At 64.5% G+C, this 18,938-nt stretch carries 14 protein-coding genes and 1 pseudogene; 6 read left to right on the top strand and 9 right to left on the bottom strand.

Annotated features, from left to right (window positions below):
* Positions 1-4 precede the first annotated feature (4 nt).
* From ACIPIJ_RS15895 to ycaC, 3 genes are all read right to left on the bottom strand, one after another.
* Positions 5-823 carry an alpha/beta fold hydrolase gene (locus ACIPIJ_RS15895; protein ID WP_401078098.1) on the bottom strand — a complete coding sequence of 273 codons (819 nt, stop codon included), beginning with the start codon at positions 821-823 and terminating at the stop codon, positions 5-7.
* 40 nt (positions 824-863) lie between these two features.
* Complete coding sequence (locus ACIPIJ_RS15890; RefSeq protein WP_401078095.1) at positions 864-1,430, bottom strand: antibiotic biosynthesis monooxygenase; 567 nt, start codon at positions 1,428-1,430, stop codon at positions 864-866.
* A gap of 117 nt (positions 1,431-1,547) precedes the next feature.
* Entirely contained in the window at positions 1,548-2,177 is a 630-nt protein-coding gene (gene ycaC, locus ACIPIJ_RS15885) for an isochorismate family cysteine hydrolase YcaC (protein WP_401078092.1), read from the bottom strand.
* A 320-nt stretch (positions 2,178-2,497) separates the two neighbouring features.
* Here ycaC and ACIPIJ_RS15880 point away from each other — a divergent pair, with 320 nt between their 5' ends.
* On the top strand, positions 2,498-3,925 hold the full coding sequence (locus ACIPIJ_RS15880; protein WP_401078961.1) for a mechanosensitive ion channel domain-containing protein: 1,428 nt from the start codon (positions 2,498-2,500) through the stop codon (positions 3,923-3,925).
* Positions 3,926-3,984: 59 nt separating this feature from the next.
* On the opposite strand, the gene ACIPIJ_RS15875 is transcribed toward ACIPIJ_RS15880, so the two are convergent.
* Both ACIPIJ_RS15875 and ACIPIJ_RS15870 read right to left on the bottom strand, forming a co-directional pair.
* Positions 3,985-5,271: an NAD(P)/FAD-dependent oxidoreductase gene (locus ACIPIJ_RS15875; RefSeq protein WP_401078089.1), complete on the bottom strand. Its 1,287-nt coding sequence runs from the start codon at positions 5,269-5,271 to the stop codon at positions 3,985-3,987.
* 172 nt (positions 5,272-5,443) lie between these two features.
* Positions 5,444-6,934 (bottom strand): aldehyde dehydrogenase family protein, encoded by a 1,491-nt coding sequence (locus ACIPIJ_RS15870; RefSeq protein WP_401078087.1) that lies wholly within the window; start codon positions 6,932-6,934, stop codon positions 5,444-5,446.
* Positions 6,935-7,070: 136 nt separating this feature from the next.
* Here ACIPIJ_RS15870 and ACIPIJ_RS15865 point away from each other — a divergent pair, with 136 nt between their 5' ends.
* Together ACIPIJ_RS15865 and ACIPIJ_RS15860 are read left to right on the top strand one after the other, a co-directional pair.
* Positions 7,071-7,961 (top strand): LysR family transcriptional regulator, encoded by an 891-nt coding sequence (locus tag ACIPIJ_RS15865; protein ID WP_401078084.1) that lies wholly within the window; start codon positions 7,071-7,073, stop codon positions 7,959-7,961.
* A gap of 183 nt (positions 7,962-8,144) precedes the next feature.
* Complete coding sequence (locus tag ACIPIJ_RS15860) at positions 8,145-9,539, top strand: VOC family protein (protein WP_401078081.1); 1,395 nt, start codon at positions 8,145-8,147, stop codon at positions 9,537-9,539.
* A 65-nt stretch (positions 9,540-9,604) separates the two neighbouring features.
* On the opposite strand, the gene ACIPIJ_RS15855 is transcribed toward ACIPIJ_RS15860, so the two are convergent.
* The 3 genes and pseudogenes from ACIPIJ_RS15855 to ACIPIJ_RS15845 form a co-directional block, all read right to left on the bottom strand.
* Positions 9,605-10,294, bottom strand: a complete 690-nt coding sequence (locus tag ACIPIJ_RS15855; RefSeq protein WP_387523799.1) for a methyl-accepting chemotaxis protein — start codon at positions 10,292-10,294, stop codon at positions 9,605-9,607.
* A 219-nt stretch (positions 10,295-10,513) separates the two neighbouring features.
* Positions 10,514-11,506 (bottom strand): annotated as a pseudogene (locus ACIPIJ_RS15850) (Cache 3/Cache 2 fusion domain-containing protein); the annotation flags it as partial.
* A 217-nt stretch (positions 11,507-11,723) separates the two neighbouring features.
* Entirely contained in the window at positions 11,724-12,650 is a 927-nt protein-coding gene (locus ACIPIJ_RS15845; RefSeq protein ID WP_401078078.1) for a LysR substrate-binding domain-containing protein, read from the bottom strand.
* 155 nt (positions 12,651-12,805) lie between these two features.
* On the opposite strand from ACIPIJ_RS15845, the gene ACIPIJ_RS15840 reads away from it, so the two are divergent.
* Complete coding sequence (locus ACIPIJ_RS15840) at positions 12,806-14,194, top strand: NorM family multidrug efflux MATE transporter (RefSeq protein ID WP_401078075.1); 1,389 nt, start codon at positions 12,806-12,808, stop codon at positions 14,192-14,194.
* 38 nt (positions 14,195-14,232) lie between these two features.
* On the opposite strand, the gene ACIPIJ_RS15835 is transcribed toward ACIPIJ_RS15840, so the two are convergent.
* Positions 14,233-15,900, bottom strand: a complete 1,668-nt coding sequence (locus ACIPIJ_RS15835) for a putative bifunctional diguanylate cyclase/phosphodiesterase (protein WP_401078072.1) — start codon at positions 15,898-15,900, stop codon at positions 14,233-14,235.
* 298 nt (positions 15,901-16,198) lie between these two features.
* Between ACIPIJ_RS15835 and rep the strand changes: the two genes are divergently transcribed.
* Positions 16,199-18,208, top strand: coding sequence for a DNA helicase Rep (gene rep, locus ACIPIJ_RS15830; RefSeq protein WP_401078069.1), 2,010 nt, complete (start codon positions 16,199-16,201; stop codon positions 18,206-18,208).
* A gap of 65 nt (positions 18,209-18,273) precedes the next feature.
* Complete coding sequence (locus ACIPIJ_RS15825; protein ID WP_401078066.1) at positions 18,274-18,846, top strand: xanthine phosphoribosyltransferase; 573 nt, start codon at positions 18,274-18,276, stop codon at positions 18,844-18,846.
* Positions 18,847-18,938: the final 92 nt, after the last annotated feature.

Here is an 18,938-nt window from a genome sequence, read left to right as displayed (position 1 = left end):
ACCGTCATTTCTGCAGAAACGCGAGCAGATCTTCGTTGAGCTGCTGCGCATGAGTGACCGCAAACCCATGCGGCGCCCCGCTGTACACCTTCAGTTCAGCTCCACGAATGAGCTCCGCAGCCCGCTTGCCAGTGGTCTCGAACGGTACGATCTGGTCATCGTCACCGTGGATCACCAAGGTCGGCACATCGATCTTGGCCATGTCTGGGCGGAAGTCGGTTTCGGAGAACGCAGTCACGCAATCCAGCGTGCCCTTGATCGACGCCAGCAGCGCGATGTTCAGGGTCTGCGCCTGCACACCTTGAGAAACCTGCTGCCCATGGTTCAAGCCATAGAACGGCGTGGCGAAATCGGCGATGAACTGCGCCCGGTCAGCCCGCAGGCCGGCCTTGATGCCGTCGAATACCGAGGTGTCGACCCCGTCCGGGTTGTCGTCACGCTTGCCGAACAACGGCGTTACCGCGCCCAGCAATACCAGGCCAGCAACGCGCTCGCTGCCGTGGCGGGCGATGTAGCGGCTGACGTCACCGCCGCCCATTGAGAAGCCCACCAGGGTGACGTCGCGCACGTCGAGGTGCTCGATCAGCTGGGCGATGTCGTCGGCGAACGTGTCGTAGTCGTAACCGGTCCACGGCTGGCTCGAACGGCCGAAACCACGGCGGTCGAAGGCGATGGCGCGGTAGCCGCGGCTGGCCAGATACTCCATCTGCGAATCCCACATGTCGGCATCCAGCGGCCAGCCGTGGCTGAACAGCACGGGCTTGCCGCTGCCCCAGTCCTTGTAATAGATCGAAGTGCCATCGCGGGTAACGAGCGTAGTCATGTCGGTATCTCCTTGAAAGTGTCGAGGTAAAGGGGCTGGCTCAGCCGCGCAGCCAGTTGGCGCAGCGGCGGGTGACCCACGGCATGATGTAGAACACCACGGGCAGGATGACGAACAGGTTGACGATCAGGTTGCCGGTGATCACCCCACCCAACTGCGGGAAGCGTGCGAAGAACGGCGCCAGCAGTTGCGGGATGATCATGGTCATCGGGCAGATCACCAGGTAAGTCAGCAGTGCCTGCTTCCAGCGCGGCGGTTGCGGGGCGCTGGCACTGGGCGGGGTGAACCAGAACTCCGGATCGTCGTGTACCTGGGTGTGGTCGCCGCCTTCGAGCAGTGGCAGCACTTCGTTGACCAGCGCCTGGCGCTCAGCGGAGTTGACCCAGGCCTGCAGCAGGCTCGCATCGGCGAAGCGCACCACGGTGGTGAAGTGCAGCCCGCCGTCGTCCGGGCGGATCACGTTGACGTCGAGGTGCCCCGGCTGGCGCCGTGCGGTGCTTACCGTACGCTTGAGCCAGGCTTCGTAATCGGCCAGCGACGCAGCGCGCACCTTGTGCTGGATGACCAGGGTCACCACGTTGCGGTTGTCTTGGAATGCGGTGTTCATCGGCGTTCCTTGGGATGAGCTTGCCCGCATTCACTGTGCAACGGCGAACGGGCGGAGGATTGGATGGTTGTGCTGCCCTGGCTGGGCACCGACTGGCGGTGCCCGAGGCGGGTCGGCTTACTTGCCGGCGTTGAAGGCGTTGTAGCTGGTCATCAGGTTGCGGTAGTCCGGGATGTGGTTGGAGCACAGCGCGGCCAGGCCTTCGATGTCGTTGCGCCAGTCGCGGTGCAGCTCACAGGCCACGCCGAACCAGGTCATCAGTTGCGCACCGGCGCGGCTCATGCGGTCGTGGGCGGCGTCGCGGGTCATGGCGTTGAAGGTGCCGGAAGCATCGGTCACCACGAACACCTCGAACTCTTCTTCAAGGGCGGCCAGGGCCGGGAAGGCGACGCACACTTCAGTGACCACACCGGCAATGATCAGCTGCTTCTTGCCGGTCGCCTTCACGGCTTTGACGAAGTCTTCGTTGTCCCAGGCGTTGATCTGGCCAGGGCGGGCAATGTACGGGGCATTCGGGAACAGGGCTTTCAGCTCTGGGACCAGCGGGCCGTTGGGGCCTTGTTCGAAGCTGGTAGTCAGGATGGTCGGCAGGTTGAAGAACTTGGCCAGGTCAGCCAGGGCCAGCACGTTGTTCTTGAATGCGTCCGGTTCGATGTCGCGGACCAGGGACAGCAAGCCCGCCTGGTGGTCGACCAGCAGCACAGCGGCGTCGTCTTTGTTCAGGCGGTTGTATTTGAAGTGGGTCATGGGGGTAGCTCCTAAGGGTTTTGATGTTCAGTAAGTTGGGTGTTTCGCGTTGATGGGAAAAGATTAAAACCATTACCTTTGGCGCGGTAGATAGCGGTTTCTGGCTTTAGCGTTCTGTTTTAGGAACGATGGTTTGGCAGTGGATTTGCTGGCCCCTTCGCGGGACAAGCCCCCTCCCACAGGGATTGCATCGTCTTTGAGAACAGCGATTAACTGTGGGAGCGGGCTTGTCCCGCGAAGGGTCAGCACAACCACCCATTGCCTGCCCGCTCAACCTGCTCTATTACTACCCACAGCCCTCCTCTGACCCCGAGACCACCATGCTGGCGTTCATCCAGTCGTCCCCGTTGTTGCTCGGCTGCGCCCTGATCCTGCTCGACCTCATCCTCTGGCAACTGATCCCCCTCCAGCGCCGGGCCTGGCGCATCGGCACGCGGCTGGCGATCTTCCTGCTGTTCAGCTGGGTGCTGGTGGCCGCCGGGATGAGCCCGCTGCAGCCGCCGCCCTGGGTAGACGATGTGTCGCGCAACCTGATGGCCACGGTGCTGGCGATCGGCTGGTGGCTGTTTGGCGCGCGCACGGTGACGGTGGTGTTCGGCCTGCTGCTGGTGGCGCGCGGCAGCCATGGCGGGCGGTTGCTGCAGGATGTGCTGGGGGCGTTGATCTTCCTAGCGGCCGTGGTGGCCGCTGCGGGCTATGTGATGCAGTTGCCGGTGAAGGGCCTGTTGGCCACCTCCGGGGTCATGGCCATCGTCATCGGCCTGGCGCTGCAAAGCACTTTGGCCGACGTGTTCAGTGGCATCGTGCTGAACACCACGCGGCCCTACCAGATCGGCGATTCGATCTCCATCGATGGCACCGAAGGCAAGGTGCTGGACATCGACTGGCGCGCCACGCGCCTGCTCACTGGCTCAGGCAGCCTGGCGGTGATCCCCAATTCGGTGGCGGCCAAGGCTCGGCTGCTCAACCACAGCCGCCCGGCCGATGTGCATGGGGTATCGATCAGTGTGGTGGTGCCGGCCAAAGTGCGGCCTAAACGGGTGTTCGATGCGCTGGAAAAGGCCTTGCAGGGCACCAGCGCCATTCTTGCCTCACCCAAACCGAAGGTGACGGTGAAGGTCTCCACCCTGGAGTCGGTGGAATACGAAGCCAGCGGCTTTGTCGCCGACATGGGCGGCAAGACCGAGGCGCGCAACCAGCTGTTCGACCTGGCGCACCGGCACCTTGAAGCCAGCGGTGTGATGTGGAACGTCGACTTGGCGCTGCCACCGCGCAGCCGCCAACGCGAGGTACTGGACGAGGTGCGGGTGTTCCGTTCGTTGAGCGGCGAGGAGCGCGACGCCCTGAGCCAGCGCATGACGGCGGTGGAGTACTTGGCCGACCAGGTGATTCTGGGCGTGGGCGAGCTGTCCGATCACTTGCTGGTGATTGGCAGCGGCGTGGTCTCGGCCTCGGTGCGCGATGGCGAGCAGTTGCTGGAGGCCGGGCGCATGGGGCCGGGCGAGGTGCTGGGGATCGAGGGCATCATCGATGAGGAGGATTCATTTGCCGAGTTCCGCACCCTGACCAGCTGCGTGCTGTACCGCATCGACAAGGAGCAGGTGCGCAGCTGCCTGGTGCAGCGCGGTGAGGTGCAGACGGCGTTGAGCAAGCTGCAGCGGTTCCGGCGGCAGAGCCGGGAGTCCCTATTGCTGCAGAAACCGACCCTGATCAAGAAGGGCGGCTTCCTCAGCTGGTTGCACAAATAGCGTTACTGCCTGCACCGGCCCCATCGCCGGCTTACCGGCGATGGGGCCGGTACAAACACCTAAAGCACAACCCGCAAACACTGCCCTGCGTGGTACAGCGAGAACCCTGACTCGTAGAACGCCGTGCGCAACGACGGCGCACTCACCCCGGTCATCGGCGAGAACGGGATCGGCAGGCTGTCCGCCTCACCCTTGAGCAGAAACTCGGCAAACGCACGGCCGATCACCGTGCCCGTGGTATTGCCACGGCCGTTGTAACCCGTAACCGCGACCAACCCAGGCGCCGGCTCGAACAGGCGCATCAGGTGATCGGGGGTGAAGTCGATGCAGCCGGTCCAGTGCATCTCCCACTCGACCTTGCCCAGCTCCGGGTAGTAATGGCTCTGGATGCGGTCGGCCCAGCTGCGCACGAACCACGCCGGCTTGTTGTCGACCCGGCCGAGGCTGCCGAGCAACAGGCGGCCCTGGTCGTCGCGGCGGATGCTGCTGAGCACGGTGCGGGTGTCCCACGAGCCTTGGCCGTGCGGCAGGACCTTGTCGGCGGCAGCACCGTGCAGCGGCTTGGAGGCAACCTGGTAGTAGTAACCACGGAAGAACTGCTTCTGCAGGTTGCTCCAGTCGCCTTCGGTGTAGGCACCGGTGGAGATCACCACCTTGTCGGCGCGCACTGAACCGCGTGCGGTCTTGACCCGCCAGGCGTCACCGTCGCGCTCCAGGCCTTCGACGGCCGATTGCTGGAACAGCTTGCCGCCCAGGCGCGCAACCGCCGCAGCCAGACCTTGGGTGTAGCCCATGGGGTTGATGGTGCCGGCGCGGCGGTCGAGCAGCGCGGCGGAAATCTTGTCGGTACCGCAGTATTCCTGGCATTGGGCGCCGGTCAGCAGCTGCACATCGGCGCCGCGTCGGCTCCACTGCTGGTGGCGTGCTTCGAGGTCGGCGATGCCGGTGGCGTTGTGCGCCATGTGCAGGGTGCCTTTGTGTTGCGCCTGACAATCGATGCCCAGGCGCTCGATCAGGGCGAAAACCTCGCCAGGGGCCTCGCCGAGCACCGTGTTCAGGCGGCTGCCCTGCTTCTGGCCGAGGGTCGCCTCGACATCGTCGGGGCGGATCCAGGTGCCGGCATTGACCAGCCCGACGTTGCGCCCGGAGCCACCGTGGCCGATCTTCCAGGCCTCCAGCAGGATCACCGACTTGCCCTGTTCGAGCAGGTGGATGGCCGCCGACAGGCCGGTAATGCCACCGCCGATGACGCAGACATCGGCCTTGTGCTCGCCAGCCAGGGCCTGGGCGGCGACGGTCGGTTGGCTGACGTGTTCCCACAAGCATTGTTGACGCAGTTCGGACATGGCCGGCTCCAGCAGTGTTGTTCTTATTGCGGGTGCATCTGACTACTTGGGGCCGCTTTGCGGCCCATTCGCGGGACAAGCCCGCTCCCACAGAAATCGTGCAAGCATCACAATTCCTGGGGGAGCGGGCTTGCCCCGCGAACCGGGGGCCAAAGCCCCCGGCCATGCAGCATCAGTCGAACACGATGCCCTGCGCCAGTGGCAGTTCGCGCGAGTAGTTCACGGTATTGGTTTGGCGACGCATGTAGCCTTTCCAGGCATCGGAACCCGACTCACGACCACCGCCGGTTTCCTTCTCGCCACCGAACGCACCGCCGATCTCGGCGCCGCTGGTGCCGATGTTGACGTTGGCGATACCGCAGTCGCTGCCCGAGGCGCTCTGGAAACGCTCGGCCTCACGGATGTCGGTGGTGAAGATGCACGACGACAGGCCCTGTGGCACTTCGTTGTTCAGGCGCAGGGCCTCTTCGAAGTCGTCGTAGGCCAGCACGTAGAGGATCGGCGCGAAGGTCTCGTGGCGCACCACGTCGCTCTGCGCGGGCATCTCGGCAATGGCGGGCGACACGTAGTAGGCGTTCGGGTACTGGTCGGCCAGCTGGCGCTGGCCACCGAATACCTCGCCGCCTTCGTCGCGGGCCTTGGCCAGCGCGCCCTGCATGGCGTCGAACGACAGCTTGTCGATCAGCGGGCCCACCAGGTTGTCCTTGCGCGGGTCACCGATGCGCACCTTGGCGTAAGCAGCTTTGACGCGGGCAACCACTTCGTCCTTGATCGAACGGTGCACGATCAGGCGACGCAGGGTGGTGCAGCGCTGGCCGGCAGTGCCGACGGCGGAGAACAGGATGCCGCGCACGGCCAGGTCCAGGTCTGCGCTCGGGGCCAGAATCATGGCGTTGTTGCCGCCCAGTTCCAGGATGCTGCGGCCGAAGCGGGCCGCGACGCGTGGGCCGACTTCACGGCCCATGCGGGTGCTGCCGGTGGCGCTGACCAGCGGCACACGTGGATCGTCGACCAGCGCTTCGCCCGCTTCGCGGCCACCGATGACCAGTTGCGCCAGGCCTGCCGGGGCATCGCCGAAGGCTTTCAGGGCTTTGTCGAACAGCGCCTGGCACGCCAGCGCGGTCAGCGGGGTCTTCTCGGACGGCTTCCACACCACCGAGTTACCGGCCACCAGAGCCAGGGCGGTGTTCCAGGCCCACACGGCGACCGGGAAGTTGAAGGCGCTGATCACGCCGACCACGCCCAGCGGGTGCCAAGACTCACGCATGTGGTGGCCAGGGCGCTCGGAGGCGATGGTCAGGCCGTACAGCTGGCGCGACAGGCCCACGGCGAAATCGCAGATGTCGATCATCTCCTGCACTTCGCCCAGGCCTTCCTGGGTGATCTTGCCGGCTTCGATGGAAACCAGCTCGCCCAGGTCGGCCTTGTGCTCACGCAGCACTTCGCCAAACAGGCGCACCAGCTCGCCACGGCGCGGGGCCGGCACGCTGCGCCAGGCCTCGAAGGCGCTGTGCGCCTGGTCGATGCGGGCGGTGCTCTCGGCCTTGCCAAGCAGTTTCACCGAGGCGATCTGGCTGCCGTCGATCGGCGTGTGAACAGGGTAGTCGCCCTGGGTGTAAGCCGTGGCGGCAACGCCAAGGCGCTCGAGCAATCCAGCAACCATTTGTGCTTCTCCTACATCGGGTGATGGGGTGGAAAAATGATGGGGGTCAGTATTAATCCGATTACTCGGGTGCAACAAACGACCTTTATTCCGCTTATCATTCCGTCAGGTAATGATTTGAGCCGCAGAGAACGCTATGTCCAAACGCCTGGTGCCCTCCATGACCGCCCTGCAGTGCTTCGAGGCTGCAGCCCGCCACCTGAGCTTCACCCGCGCCGCCGAAGAGCTGCACCTCACCCAGAGCGCCGTCAGCAAGCAGGTGGCACAGCTCGAAGAGATGCTGCGCCACCACCTGTTCCTGCGCATCCGCCGGCGCCTGCAACTGACGCCTGCCGGCAGCTTGTACCTGGCTGAGGTCAACAAGATCCTCACCCAGGTCGACATGTCCAGCCGCTACGTCCTGACCTATGGTGAGCAGACCGAGATATTGAAGGTAGCCACTCAACCGAGTTTTGGCGTGCGTTGGTTGATCCCGCACCTCAAGGGCTTCGGCAAACGGCACACCAACATCCACCTGGACATTCGTAACGAGATGGAGCCGTTCGCCTTGCTGCAGGGCTCGGCGGATGTGGTGTTCTTCTACGGGCAGGGCACCTGGCCGGGGGCGACCTGCATCGAGCTGTTCGGTGAAGAGGTGGTGCCCGTGTGCGCACCGGAGCTGCTGGCGGGGCGCGAATTGAAGGATGCCGGGGAACTGGCCGAGCGGGTGCTGCTGCAGAGCACCTCGCGGCCCGAAGCTTGGCACGAGTGGTTTCTGGAGTTGGGGCTGCACAGTGTCAGCGCTTACCACGGGCCGCGTTTCGATACGTTCTATATGGCGTTGAGTGCCGCGCAGGCGGGTTGTGGGGTGGCGTTGGTGCCGCGTTACCTGGTGGCCAAGGAGTTGAGCGAGGGGAGCCTGGTGATTGCATGGAACCACACCATGAAGAGTGCCGGGGCACATTACCTGGCGCATGCCGAGCATGCGGCAGAAGTGCCCAAGGTGCGGGCGTTGGTGGAGTGGATTCGCGAGCAGTTGCAGGCTTGAGGGCCTCTTCGCGGGTACTGCACAGGTTTTAGCCAGCGTGCGATCCCTGTGGGAGCGGGTTTACCCGCGAAGAGGCGGCAAGATCGATCAAAAAAGGAATGACACACCTACTTTTTTTCGCTTGTGGCCATAGTGCATTCCCAGCTTTCATGTAAGCGTCCGAACCCAACCAGGAAGCTTGCGATGCCCGCCCACGATTTCGTCAGCCCCGACAGCATCCGCGCGCAATTCTCTGCCGCCATGTCACTCATGTACAAACAGGAAGTGCCACTGTACGGCACGCTGCTGGAGCTGGTGAGCGAAATCAACCAGCAAGTCATGGCTCAGCAGCCCAAGGTGGCCGAAGCGCTGCGCTGGACCGGCGAGGTCGAGCGCCTGGACCAGGAACGCCATGGTGCCATCCGCGTCGGCAGCGCCGAAGAGCTGGCCACCATCGCCCGGCTGTTCGCGGTCATGGGCATGCAGCCGGTTGGCTATTACGACCTCAGCTCCGCCGGCGTGCCGGTGCACTCCACCGCCTTCCGCGCCGTGCACGAACAGGCGCTGCACGTCAGCCCGTTCCGGGTGTTCACCTCGCTGCTGCGCCTGGAGCTGATAGACAACCCGGCACTGCGTGAGCTGGCCCGGACCATCCTGGCCAAGCGCAGGATCTTCACCGCCCGGGCCCTCGAGCTGATCGCCCAGTGCGAGCGAGACGGCGGCCTGAACGCGGCTGACGCCGAGGCCTTCGTGCAGGAAGCCCTGCACACCTTCCGCTGGCACCAGGACGCCACGGTCACCGCCGAGCAGTACCAGCGGTTGCACGAGCAGCATCGCCTGATCGCCGACGTGGTGGCGTTCAAGGGCCCGCACATCAACCACCTGACCCCGCGTACGCTTGACATCGACGCGATCCAGCGGGGCATGCCGGCCAAGGGCATTCCACCGAAGGCTGTGATCGAAGGCCCGCCCACCCGCCGTCACCCGATCCTGCTGCGCCAGACCAGCTTCAAGGCGCTGCAGGAGAAGGTCGCCTTCAGCGACCAGCCCGGCAACGAAGGCAGCCACACCGCGCGCTTCGGCGAGATCGAACAGCGTGGCGCGGCACTGACGCCGAAGGGGCGCGCGCTTTATGACCGGTTGCTGGACGCTACCCGTGCGGCGCTCGGCGGCGCACCGGGCGAGGCCAACGCCGAACATTACATGGCATTGCTGAAGGAACACTTCGCCGAGTTCCCGGATGACCTGGCGCAGATGCGTGAGCAGGGGCTGGCGTACTTCCGTTACTTTGCCACCGAAAAGGGCTTGGCCGCGCGTGAGCAGGCGGATCGCCCCACCACGCTGCAAGGCTTGATCGACGCAGGTCATGTGCACTTCGAGGCGTTGGTGTACGAGGACTTCTTGCCGGTGAGCGCGGCGGGGATCTTCCAGTCCAACCTGGGCGACGATGCCCAGGTTGAATATGGCAACAATGCCAACCGCGATGCGTTCGAGGCGGCGCTGGGGCTGCAGGTGCAGGACGAGCTGGCGCTGTATGCGCAGAGCGAGCGGCGGTCGTTGCAGGCGTGTGCGCAGGCGTTGAACCTGGAGTCCATGTAAAAGGGGCCGCTTTGCGGCCCATTCGCGGCTTCAGCCGCGATTGGGCCGGTACTGCCTACCGCTATCTACACCCGAAACCGGTCCACTTCCTGGCGCAACTGCGCCGCCAGCCCTTCCAGCTCCCGCGCGGTAAACGCCAGCTCATTGGCCACATCGCGCTGCTCGCTGTTGGCCTGGGCAATGCTCTGCAGGTTGCGGCTGAGCACGGTCGCCGTGCTGCTCTGCTCCTGGGTCGCAGTGCTGATCACGGTGAACTGCTCGCCCGCGACACGGCTCTGCTCATCGATGCGGGCCAGCGCCTCGGCCACCTTGTCGTTGCGTTGCAGGCCTTCCTGCATCAGCTGATTGCCCTGCTCCAGGGTGCTGATGGCGTGGCCGGTCTGCTGCTGAATGCTGGCGATCATCCCGGAGATCTCATCGGTTGCCTGACGCGTACGCGCCGCCAGGCCACGCACCTCGTCAGCCACCACGGCAAATCCACGGCCCTGCTCACCCGCCCGCGCCGCTTCGATGGCAGCGTTGAGCGCCAGCAGGTTGGTCTGCTCGGCAATCGCGGTGATCACCCCGACGATGCCGCCGATTTCCTGCGAACGGGCGCCCAGGGTGTCCATCACCGTCGCGGTGCCACCCAGTGCCTCGGCGATCTGGCGCAGCGAGCTCGACGCTTCATCCATGGCCGTGCGGCCAATGCGCGTCTGCTGAGCGTTGTCACGGGCCATGCGCTCGGTGCCGGCCATGTTGTCGGCGATGTTCATCGACGTGGCGCTGAACTCCTCCACCGCACCGGCCATGCTGGTGATTTCGCCGGACTGCTGGTCCATGCCTTCACAGGCGCCCGCCGACAGGCCCGCCAGCGAACGGGCACGGCCGCTGACCTGGTCGGAGGCACCACGGATGTGCTCGACCATGGTCGCCAACGCTTCGCCCATCTTGTTGAAGCTGCGCGCCAGCTGGCCGATCTCGTCATGGCTGGTCACCGCCAAGCGCGCGTTCAGGTCGCCTGCGCCCAGCGCATCGGCCTGACGCACCAGGTCATCGAGCGGGCGCAGTTTGCGCCGCAACAGCCACAGCGTGGCGGCCACTGCCAGCAACATCGCCAAAAGGCTGCCGATGGCCAGGCGCAGGCCGACGCTCCAGGTCACCTCGCGGATCTCCGCCAGCGGCATGCTGGCGACTACGGTCCACGGGCCTTCGGCGAACGGTGCAGAGGCGCTGAACAGGTCCTGATCGGCATTGGCCGGCGGCACCAGCCACTGGCCTCGCTCGTCACGAATGGCCAGCGAGCCGGTTTCGCCAATCCGGAAGCGCTTGAGGTTGTTGAACTGGGCGTTCTGCGCGTCGGTGTAGTCGAAGCCGACGAACAGCACGGCAATGACCCGGCCGTTGCCATCATTCACCGGCACGTAGCGGGTCATGTAGTTGCGCTCGAACAGCACGGCGCGGCCGACGTACATCTGCCCTGCCAGCAGCTTTGCGTAAGCCGGGTGCTGGCGGTCGAGTTGGGTGCCAATGGCGCGGCTGCCATCCTGTTTTTTCAGGTTGGTGGTGATGCGCACGAAGTCATCGCCGCTGCGCACGAACAGCGTGGCGATACCGGCAGTCATCTGCTGGAACTCATCGACCTGCTGGAAGTCGTTGTTCAGCAGGTGGTCACCCAGGTAAAGCGCCGGCGTGGCCTGGCCAGCAACCTGCACGGTTTCGCCAGCATGCAGCGACAGGCCTGAGGCAAAACGACGCTCGAACAGGCCGCTCAAGCGTTGGGTGTTGTCCTTGAGGGAACCGTGGAAGGTTTCCAGCTGGTCGGCCAGCAGCCGCGCCTCGCTGGCCAGGTGCGCCTGGCGCGTGGCGAGGTTGGCATCATCCAGCGAACGCAGGGCGAACAAGGTACTGCCGGTGATCACCAGCGCCAGCACGATGGCGAGGGCGACACCGAGCTGCGAGGCAATTCGGGCACGCGGTTGAGACATAGAGAAGCTCCTGGCAAATGGCCGGGATCATCCTGATCACGCTGACCGCCTGCTGATTATCGACGGAGAATCGCGCCCTCTTTCCGGGACGCTGGTGCAAGTAAATCGGCGTCGCTGGCGAATACTTGAGTGTCGGGCCGGGATATTCGCAAACGTTTTCTTTGCCTTTGCACCGGCCCTTTCGCCAGCAAGCCGGCGAAAGGGCCGGTGCAGGCAATCAAAGACCCGGCAGTATGTGCACTTCCGGCAAGTTCACCGCCGCCGCCTCTTCCTGCAGAAACACACTCAACCGCCGCAACCGCTCACCACCTGGCCGGGTGCGCGGCCACACCAGGTAGTAATCCATGCCACTGGGCACCGCAGTCGGCCACGGCAGGCTCAAGCGCCCGTGCGCCACGTCTTCGGCGACCATCAGCAGGTCGCCCATGGAGATCCCGTAACCACGCGCCGCAGCGATCATGCCCAGCTCCAAGGTGTCGAACACCTGCCCGCCCTTGAGCGACACGCTGTCGGCCAACCCCATGCGCTCCAGCCATTCGCGCCAGTCACGCTTGTCGGGGGTGGGGTGCAGCAGCTCGATGCCGGCCAGCCGGCGTTCGTCCCAGGGGCCTTCCTTGAGCAGGTCCGGCGCGCCCACCGGGATCAACAGCTCGGCAAACAACCGCCGCACCTCCCAGTCCTGCGGGAACACGCCGTCACTGAGCAATACCGCGCAGTCGAAAGGCTCCTGGTTGAAGTCCACGTGGTCCACGTCCATCCAGGCGCTGGTCAATTGCACTTCGTTGCCCGGCTGCAAGTGGCGGAACTGGCTCAGCCGCGCCAGCAGCCAGCGCATGGTCAGAGTCGAAGGCGCCTTCATGCGCAGGATGTCGTCCTCACCGCGCAAGGTATCGCAGGCCCGCTCCAACGCGGCAAAACCTTCGCGCACACCAGGCAGCAGCACCCGCGCGGCTTCGGTCAACTGCAGGCTGCGGCCGCTGCGGATGAACAGGCGGCAGGCAAAGTGCTCCTCCAGGGTACGGATATGCCGGCTGACCGCGCTCTGGGTGATCGACAGCTCGTGGCCGGCACGGGTGAACGAGCTGAGCCGGGCGGCGGCTTCGAATGCGCGCAGCGCATACAGCGGAGGCATCTGGCGTGACATGAGGCACCTGCATACGGGGCAGAGAAAGAATGCCCAGAATCATATATGCATGAGTTCAACTCATGCCAACCATCGCTTTTATCCTTTTGTGCAAAGTTGACCGAGGCCTCAGAATCGCTCCTCGCTCACCGAGTCAGGCCAAAAGGACCCCACCCATGCATGTCGCGCCCAAAACAGAACTCAAGGCTTTGCTGCGCCTGGCCGGGCCGCTGATCGCCTCGCAGTTGGCGCACATGCTGATGGTGCTCACCGACACCCTGATGATGGCCCGCATCAGCCCGCAGGCGCTGGCCGGGGGTGGCCTGGGCGCGGCGAGCTATTCGTTCGTGTCGATCTTCTGCCTGGGCGTGATCGCGGCAGTCGGCACCCTGGTGGCGATCCGCAAGGGCGCCAACGACATCGAGGGCGCCACCCGCCTGGCGCAGAACGGCCTGTGGCTGGCCTGGGGCCTGGCGCTGGTCGCGGCACTGGCCCTGTGGAACCTCAAGCCGGTGCTGCTGCTGTTCGGGCAACAGCCTGAAAACGTTGCCTCGGCCACGGAGTTTCTCACCCTGCTGCCGCTGGCGCTGCCCGGCTACCTGACCTTCATGGCCTTGCGCGGCTTCACCAGTGCGCTGGGCCGCTCGGCCCCGGTGATGGTCATCAGCGTGGTTGGCACGGTGCTCAACTACCTGCTCAACGTCGCGCTGATCGAAGGCATGTTCGGCCTGCCCAAGCTGGGGCTGATGGGCATCGGCCTGGTCACCGCAGTGGTGTCAATGGGCATGGCCATCGCCCTGGCGCTGTACATCCGCTGGCACCCGGCCTATGCCGCCTACCCGCTGCGAAAGGGCCTGTCGCGCCCTTCCCTGCCGGCCTTGCGCGAGCTGTGGCGGTTGGGGCTGCCAATTGGTGGCACCTACATGGTGGAAGTCGGCCTGTTCGCCTTTGCCGCGCTGTGCATGGGGGTGCTCGGCAGCACTGAGCTGGCGGCGCACCAGATTGCCCTGCAGATCGTCTCGACCGCGTTCATGGTGCCGACCGGGCTTTCGTATGCGGTGACCATGCGGGTCGGGCTCTATTACGGTGCCGGCAACCTGCTGGCGGCGCGCAGTGCCGGGCGGGTGGGCATCAGTTTTGGTGCGATGATCATGTTCGCCTTCGCCGCGCTGTTCTGGCTGCGCCCGGAAATGCTGGTGGGCCTGTTCATCGATGGCAATGACCCGGCGTTCGCGGGGATCTACCAGCTGGCGGTGAGCTTGCTGATGGTGGCGGCCTGGTTCGAACTGTTCGATGGCGTGCAGACCATTGCCATGGGCTCGATCCGTGGCTTGAAGGATGCCAAGACCACGTTCCTGATCGGGCTGTGCTGCTACTGGCTGGTCGGGGCGCCGAGTGCGTGGCTGCTGACGTTCAACTTCGGTGGCGGCGCGGTGGGTGTGTGGTGGGGGCTGGCGTTGGGCTTGGCCTGTGCATCGGTGGCGTTGACCATTGCCTTCGAATGGCGGATGAAGCGGATGCTGGGGAAGGCCGGCTTCAGCAAAAAGGCCGCTGTTTCGGCCTGACTTCAGGGCCCCTTCGCCGGCTTGCCGGCGATGGCGGCCTAGAGAACTTCCGCCAGCTTGCGCTCGGACGCCTGCTGCAAATACGCCACCAACTCCCCCACCGGCAGCGGCTTGCTGACCAGGAACCCTTGCACCTGGTCGCAACCGAACCCACGCAGCAACGCCATCTGTTCTTGGCTCTCAACGCCTTCTGCGACCACCTCCAGGTTGAGGTTGTGCGCCAGGTTGATCATCGCGTGCACCAGTTTGCGGTTCTCCTCGCGCATCTCCATCTCGGCGACGAAGCTGCGGTCGACCTTGAGCAGGGTGATCGGCAGGCTGTTCAGGTGCACGAACGAAGAGAAGCCGGTACCAAAGTCGTCCAGCGAGAAGCGCACGCCAAGGCGCCCCAAGGCATCCATGGTCTGGCGCACCAGCTCGTTACGGCGCATCACTGCCGTTTCGGTCAGCTCGAACTCCAGCCAGCGGGCATCGACGCCGTGCTCGATGATCAGGCGGCTGAGCGTGGCCAGCAGTTGGCTGTCCTGGAACTGCCGGAAGCTCAGGTTCACCGCCATGTGCAGCGGCGCCAGGCCGCTCTCGCGCAGGGCCTGCATATCGCGCAAGGCGCGCGAGATCACCCAGTAGCCTAGCGGCACGATCAGCCCGCTCTGCTCGGCCAGCGGCACGAATTCGCTCGGTGGCAGCAGGCCGCGTTCGGCATGGCGCCAGCGCACCAGGGCTTCCAGGCCGACGATGCGGCCGTCGGCCAGGTTCAGCCGCGGCTGGTAGTGCAGCTCCAGCTCATCGCGGCGCAGGGCACGGCGCAGTTCGCCTTCGAGGTCGGCCAGGCTGCGGGCGTTGCGGTTGATCCGCTCGTTGAACACATGGAAGGTGCAGCCCTGGCTGCTCTTGGCCTGGCGCATGGCAATGTGCGCATGCCACATCAGCGGGTCGGCGCCACTCTGCGCGCGCGCGTGGGCCAGGCCCAGGCTGCAGCCGAGCAACAGGCTTTCGCCGTCGATCCAATACGGCTCGGCCAGGGCTTCGACGATGCGTTCGGCGATCCACTCGGCGCGGCCGGTGTCGCGGCGGGTGTCGATCAACAGGGCAAACTCGTCGCTGCCCAGGCGTGCCAGCTGGTCGCCGGCCTCCAGTTGCTGCTTGAGGCGCGACACCACCTGCAGGATCAAGCGGTCGCCGCCCTGGTGCCCGAGGGCATCGTTGACGTGGCGGAAGTTGTCGAGGTCCAGGTGCCCGAGGGCCACGCCGCGCCCGTCGCTCTCGGCCAGGCGTGCGGTCAGCAGGGCCTGGAAGCCCTGGCGGTTGGCGATACCGGTCAGTGGGTCCTGCTCGGCCAAGCGCTGCAAGGTGGCAACCAGCACGCCGCGCTCGCGCACATGGCGCAACGAACGGCGCAGGGCATCGGCATTCAGTTGGTCACGCACCAGCCAGTCGCTGACGCCGGTGGGCGGCGCCTCGGGCTCGTGGTCGAGCAGCAGGATGGTCGGCAGGTCGCAACGCCCCGGCGCCGGCTGCAGGGCCGGGGTGGCCAGAATCACCGCCTGGCGGTCATGGCTGAACAGGGTGTCGACCGCCGCCCAGTTCGGTGCGGTCAGCAAAACGGCCGTGCCGTCCAGCGGCAGCAGGCACTCGCGCAGCAAGGCGGCCCATTCCGGCTCATCAGCCAACAACAGCAAACGCAGAGGTTCGACAGGCGTGGACAAGCGGGCTCCTTAAAGCTGGGACGGTGTTACGAGGGAGGCCGGGTATGCTACTGCATAAATGAAAATGATTTTCACTTTTAGACATATCCTTGCCCACAGCGCGTCCCGACACATTTTGACGTGCATCCTGCGCGAAAGTGGTTAAACCAGCAAATACGATTTTTTCCATGAATAGCATGAGCCTGACTAATGGTATGAGCATGCAGAAAGTCTGACTCAGACGTCAGACGGTCGCGCCACAACCGCCCCATGCCTGTTAGAATGCGCGGCTATTTTCTGGCGACCCCCGGTTTCTAGCATGTCCCGACTCAATCCCAGGCAACAGGAAGCCCGTGACTACGTCGGCGGCCCTCTTTTGGTGCTCGCCGGTGCAGGCTCCGGCAAGACCAGCGTGATCACGCGCAAGATCGCCCACCTGATCCAGAACTGCGGCATCCGTGCCCAGTACATCGTCGCGATGACCTTCACCAACAAGGCCGCGCGCGAGATGAAGGAACGGGTCGCTACCCTGCTGCGCCCGGGGGAAGGCCGGGGCCTGACGGTGTGCACGTTCCACAACCTGGGCCTGAACATCATCCGCAAGGAGCACGACAAGCTGGGCTACAAGCCAGGCTTCTCGATCTTCGACGAGTCTGACATCAAGGCGCTGCTGTCGGACATCATGCAGAAGGAATACTCCGGCGACGACGGCATCGACGAGATCAAGAACATGATCGGTGCCTGGAAGAACGACCTGGTCCTGCCCCCCGAAGCCCTGGAAAAAGCCCGCAACCCGCGCGAACAGACCGCCGCCATCGTCTACACCCACTACCAGCGCACGCTCAAGGCGTTCAACGCGGTGGACTTCGACGACCTGATCCTGCAGCCGGTCAAACTGTTCCAGGAGCACCCCGAGGTGCTCGAACGCTGGCAGAACCGCGTGCGCTACCTGCTGGTGGACGAATACCAGGACACCAACGCCAGCCAGTACCTGCTGGTGAAAATGCTCATCGGCATGCGCAACCAGTTCACCGTGGTGGGTGACGACGACCAGTCGATCTACGCCTGGCGTGGCGCGCGCCCCGAGAACCTGATGCTGCTCAAGGAGGACTACCCCTCCCTGAAGATCGTCATGCTCGAACAGAACTACCGCTCCACCAGCCGCATCCTGCGCTGCGCCAACGTGCTGATCGCCAACAACCCGCATGCGTTCGAGAAACAGCTGTGGAGCGAGATGGGCGTGGGCGACGAGATCCGCGTCATCCGTTGCAAGAACGAGGAAGCCGAGGCTGAGCGCGTGGCCATGGAAATCCTCACCCTGCACCTGCGCACCAACCGCCCGTACAGCGATTTCGCCATCCTCTACCGCGGCAACTACCAGGCCAAGCTGATCGAACTGAAGCTGCAGCACCACCAGGTGCCGTATCGCCTGTCGGGCGGCAACAGTTTCTTCGGCCGCCAGGAGGTCAAGGACCTGATGGCCTACCTGCGCCTGCTGGTGAACCCGGACGACGACAACGCCTACCTGCGCGTCATCAACGTGCCGCGCCGGGAGATCGGCTCCACGACCCTGGAAAAACTCGGCAACTATTCCACCGAGCGCGGTATCTCGATGTACGCCGCCAGCGAGGAGATGGGCCTGGGCGAACACCTTGACGCCCGCTACACCGAGCGCCTGCAGCGCTTCAAGCACTGGTTGGACGGGGTGCGCCACAAGGTTGCCCTGGAAGACCCGATCGCCGCGCTGCACGAGATGATCCGCGACATCGACTACGAAAACTGGATCCGCCAGCAGACCGCCAGCGACAAGGCGGCGGAGTTCCGCATCAGCAACGTCTGGTTCCTGGTAGAAGCGCTGAAGAACACCCTCGAAAAAGACGAAGAGGGTGACATGACCATCGAGGACGCCATCGGCAAGCTGGTGTTGCGCGACATGCTCGAACGCCAGCAGGAAGAGGAAGAGAACGCCGAAGGCGTGCAGATGATGACCCTGCATGCCTCCAAAGGCCTGGAATTCCCTTACGTGTTCATCATGGGCATGGAGGAGGAAATCCTCCCCCACCGCTCGAGTATCGAGGCCGACACCATCGAAGAGGAACGCCGCCTGGCCTACGTGGGCATCACCCGCGCGCGCCAGACCCTGGCCTTCACCTTCGCCGCCAAGCGCAAGCAGTACGGCGAAATCATCGACTGCACGCCCAGCCGGTTCCTGGATGAACTGCCGCCGGACGACCTGGCCTGGGAAGGCCTGGACGATGCACCCGTGGAAGTCAAAGCCGCACGTGGCAATAACGCGCTGGCCGATATCCGGGCAATGCTCAAACGCTGATCAACCATTACTCTTTAACTTTGCCGCTTTTTAGCGGCCACCTTTGCTACATCGAGGAAACCACAGTGGAAGCACTGCAGCAGAAGATTCGCGAAGAAGGCATCGTGCTTTCCGATCAAGTTCTCAAAGTCGACGCGTTTCTCAACCACCAGATCGACCCTGCCTTGATGCAGCTGATCGGTGACGAGTTCGCCCGCCTTTACGCCGATGCCGGCGTGACCAAGATCGTCACCATCGAAGCCTCGGGGATTGCCCCGGCGGTGATGACTGGCCTGAAGCTGGGCGTTCCGGTGATCTTCGCGCGCAAGCACCAGTCGCTGACCCTGACCGAGAACCTGCTGACTGCCTCGGTGTATTCCTTCACCAAGCAGACCGAGAACACCGTGGCCATTTCGCCGCGCCACCTCAACAGCAGCGACCGCGTGCTGGTGATCGACGACTTCCTGGCCAACGGCAAGGCGTCGCAGGCGCTGATTTCGATCATCAAACAGGCCGGCGCCACTGTGGCCGGCCTGGGTATCGTCATCGAGAAGTCGTTCCAGGGCGGCCGTGCCGAGCTGGACAGCCAGGGCTACCGCGTTGAATCGCTGGCGCGGGTGAAGTCGCTGGAAGGTGGTGTGGTCAGCTTCATCGAGTGACCGCAGCGTCTTCTTCGCGGGCAAGCCCGCTCCCACAGGCACCGCTCTTGAGAGTAGTGATTTCCTGTGGCAGCGGGCTTGCTCGCGAATGG

Origin of the sequence: Pseudomonas sp. NPDC087185 (assembly GCF_044744955.1) — a bacterium.
Classification (GTDB): domain Bacteria; phylum Pseudomonadota; class Gammaproteobacteria; order Pseudomonadales; family Pseudomonadaceae; genus Aquipseudomonas.
This window is presented reverse-complemented; position numbering and strand designations above follow the sequence as displayed.